Source organism: Bartonella sp. AP65SXKL, from assembly GCF_042195725.1.
Classification (GTDB): Bacteria; Pseudomonadota; Alphaproteobacteria; order Rhizobiales; family Rhizobiaceae; genus Bartonella.
Genome location: NZ_JBHIOW010000038.1, coordinates 1 through 3878 on the forward strand (window position 1 = coordinate 1; position 3878 = coordinate 3878).

At 35.0% G+C, this 3878-nt stretch carries 2 protein-coding genes and 1 pseudogene; all 3 read right to left on the reverse strand.

The annotated features are described in order from the left end of the window. Positions 1 to 212: 212 nt before the first annotated feature. Positions 213 to 885, reverse strand: a pseudogene (locus ACFIMP_RS09345) (portal protein); the annotation flags it as partial. Positions 886 to 2461: 1576 nt separating this feature from the next. After that, positions 2462 to 3241, reverse strand: a complete 780-nt coding sequence (locus ACFIMP_RS09350; protein ID WP_375686308.1) for a hypothetical protein — start codon at positions 3239 to 3241, stop codon at positions 2462 to 2464. A 99-nt stretch (positions 3242 to 3340) separates the two neighbouring features. Beyond that, the coding region (locus tag ACFIMP_RS09355) for a hypothetical protein (protein WP_375686309.1) at positions 3341 to 3878 on the reverse strand (538 nt) is incomplete at its 5' end.

A 3878-nucleotide genomic window follows, 5' to 3' on the forward strand; every position in this document is an offset into this window, starting at 1 on the left:
TCCGAAAGAAGTTAAAACGCTTGAAGGACATTTTGAAGTTGTTTTTTCTTCTTAAACTTCTTTATGATTAGCTTTTTATGGTCTATTCATACATGGCAATTGTTTATAAAAAATGGTCAAATGAATCACGTATAAAAGTGTGGATTCTTGAGTGGATTCATATAAGATAATTACAAACAAACTATTGACTTTATTGTATTTTTGTTTATAATGTCCTTCAACAAGCGTGACCATCCGACGACCGTTTTCAACATCAATGCTCCCTTCATCACTGTAATAATCAAGATCATTATGGTGAACACCTTCATGAGAGCTCCCATCCCTTGCCCAATCTGCACTCAGCTCTGTCCAATGAGATTTGGGAAACATCTGCTTAGCTACTTCTAACGGCTTGCGGTCTACATACCACAAACGTTGTGCATCGGTTAAATTCGGTTGCACTGCCGCACTATCCCAGACCATTTTTAAAGGATCTAAACGCGTAATGACCGGTTCACCATCGAGGCTGTTCTCATAATCAAGGCGGGTATCAGTCCACCCCATTCCACAAATGACAGCATCTTGGAAAGCATCACTATCTGCATATTCAGCATGTGCCATGTCGCGAAACCATTCTGCTGCTCCTGTAAGCAATTCACTTGGCAATGCCTTCCCTATTTGACGAGGAATGAATTGCACTTCTCGCTTATTGTTGCGTTCTGAACCCACAACAGCATTCACAAGCGGAGCAATACGATTAAAAGTCATAACGGGGCGGCGTTGCTTTTTTAACGCCGATAAATCTTCTTCATTCCATTGATCACCATTGTAAAAACCAAAATCCTCCCGCGCATGTTCACGCCATTTGTTCACATGCTCCACATCTTCTTTGTACCAGCTGATAAGCTATCATATCAAAAAATGAAATAAAGTCAATAGGTTGTGTGAAATTATTTTATATGAATCCACTTAAGAATCCACATTTTTATACGTGATTCATTTGACCATTTTTTATATAAGATTGGCATGTATGAATAGACCATAAAAAGCAAATCATGATGTAAATATTATAACGCATGTGTGTATTCAAATAAAATGAAAAGCCGATATCATTCATAACAGTTCATAAATTTTATGATACGTTTTTATCACAGCACAAATCACATTGTTTTAAATTTAGTCGTTTGAAAATATCGATAACATACGTTTAAAGATCACATCTTGTTTTAAAGATTGGATTGTTAATCACATAAAAGAGCAAATTAACATTCGCCAAAATTGGCGAGCGCAAAATAGAGAGCTGTCATAACAGCATCATCATAACACCGAACATTTTAAAGATTGCATAAAAGGATTTAAAGACAAGATCGATTTTATAACCACGGTATTTTTTTACCGAGGTAGGAAATAAAGGTCATGAAATTCAAATGCTATATCTTATGAAATGAAAAGCCTTTTAATGAATAGATTGCAGGCTAGTCTTTAAGAATGGAACTATTCGCTTCCACAAAAAAATGGAAGCAAATAATGCCATGGCAGTAGAATAACTATCTACTTTAGATTTGGTACTAAAAACGTTTTAAAAGTTATAGTTTAAAAATACGAAACCAAATGAGCTCTTTCCAAATTTGGGGGCAGCTATTTAGACAAAGATAAGAAAGTAAACTTCAAAACCATTGTAACATCATAAGGTATGGGTTTTTACTTAATTTTGAGTCAAAAGCTGTAATATTTAAGAATGCTCTATTCTAAGATAACATCCCCAAAATGGACCGGCTAATATTTAAAGAAATTAGGTTTTAATGAAAAGTACAAATACGCTTATGAGAACCTCATTAAATGCACGTTTAAACGTTTGAAACATAAAATGAGATCTTTATAAGAAACGTTAAAACTCTTTTTTATTACAGTTATAACTTAGTTATCATTTGCTCTTAAAAACGTTTCATTTATGAGAAAACTAAGATTTAGCTTTCACAGCAGAGCAAAATCTTAAAAACCTTACACTTTATAAAAGCGTTTGTTTATTTATCTTATGAAAAGCTGCTTTGTAAAAACCAACGCTTCCAAATGTAAAAAGAACGTTTTTTGCAGATATTTATTGAATATGCATTTGCTTTTGATTGGATTGTTAAAGCTACCGAGCATTTTGATTTGTTTGATACGTTTGATAGCCATAACAAGCGTTATAGGCTCTCTCATTCAAATGAGTGATTAAAGATCATACGCACATTTACATTCCTTTTGATAAGTTTTCATATCTCTCATAGAGCGCTTGCAATATGATACGTTTTGTATATATGCATTCATTACTCCATTGTGGATGATTCATTTTAATCAATAAGAAACGCTATTTGAAAGCCGCGTCATATCATTTGACACGGCTTTTTTTATGTTACTCTCTCTTTTATGATATGTTTATAGCAATGCATTTTATATGCGTTTATACACCATAAAGAAAGCACGCCCCCCACGCCGTTCTTTATTCTGTTTTATCAGTTATATTGACAACATTATCCCTTTCATACACCTCACAATTTTTTGGAACCAACCTTACTTTGCTTTTTTTATTGATTTTTGCATTGCCATAAACACGCCCCCAGATTGTTGCACAATATGAGATTTTAGCATTGCCATAAACAGAGCCATAAATCTCACAAGAGCCACTCACACAAGCATTTCCATAAACCTTGCCATAAATTTTAGCACGACCATTAATAACAGCATAATTATAAATTTTTGCATGGCTATAAATGCAAGCAGAGCCACAAACCTTGGCATGACCATAAACGCGTGCATAACTAAAAACCGTAGCATCATAAGAAACATGCGCATGGTCATAAATATGAGCATCAGCAAGAATGCGGGCACTACCATTCACATGAGCATACCCATAAATATTGCCATAAACATGAGCATTGCTATAGATAAAAGCATGGTCATAAACTTTAGCATATTGAGAGATAAAAGCTTTTCCATAGACTTCAGCATTGCCATAAACTTGACCACAGACTTGAGAAAAATGGCGTATTTTTGCATTGTCATACACTCTTGCATGACCATAGACACAAGCCTCATCATACACCCAGCAATTACCATCATGGGATAGGTTAACTTCCTTTTCAATAAAGCCGCCTAAAGACCCCGCCTGTACATCATCAAAATCTTTTAAAGCTTTAATGCGATAAAGGTTTATAATATTTCGAGTAAGAGCATGTTTGATTTTTTTGATTTCACTGGTTAATTCGTATTTTTTGCACATAGAGATACCCTCACAATTTAATGTGATAAACATTTGATAAAATTTGAAATGGAAAAATTGGGTTGGAAAGCAGGCGCCCCCGCCGCGCCCGCGCATTATTTACGCAGCGTTATTTTCAATAATCTTTACAACGGTATCGTTTTCATAAATTTCACAATCTTCAGGAATTCCATATGCATAATAAAAGTTTTGTTTGACATATGAATAACCATCTCTTTTTAACCTTGCATTGCCATGTACCAAACCTCTAATGGTGTGATAACCAGTCACTTTTGCATTCCCATAAACAGAACCATAGACCTTAACATACCCACCCACGCTAGCATTGCCATAAACCTTGCCATAAATTTTTGAAGAGCTACTTACAACAGCATGATCATAAACCTCAGCCTTGCTATAAATGCGTGCACTTCCTGTTAATTTTGCATTCCCATAAACCCTTGCATATTGATAAACCCACACCTTATCAGAAAGATGCGCATTATCATAAACATGAGCTCCAAAATACACGCGGGTTTTATCATATACATGCGCATTGCCATAAACAAAACCACCAATGGCAGCATTGCCAAAAACTCTTGCATTATCATAAACGTGACCATTTTTAAACACAAGAGCCTCATCATACACCCAGCAA

What these genes read in the sequence shown, in the direction of transcription:
- ACFIMP_RS09350 (WP_375686308.1), bottom strand. Translation starts at nt 3,241, where the DNA reads ATGTGCAAAAAATACGAATTAACCAGTGAAATCAAAAAAATCAAACAT.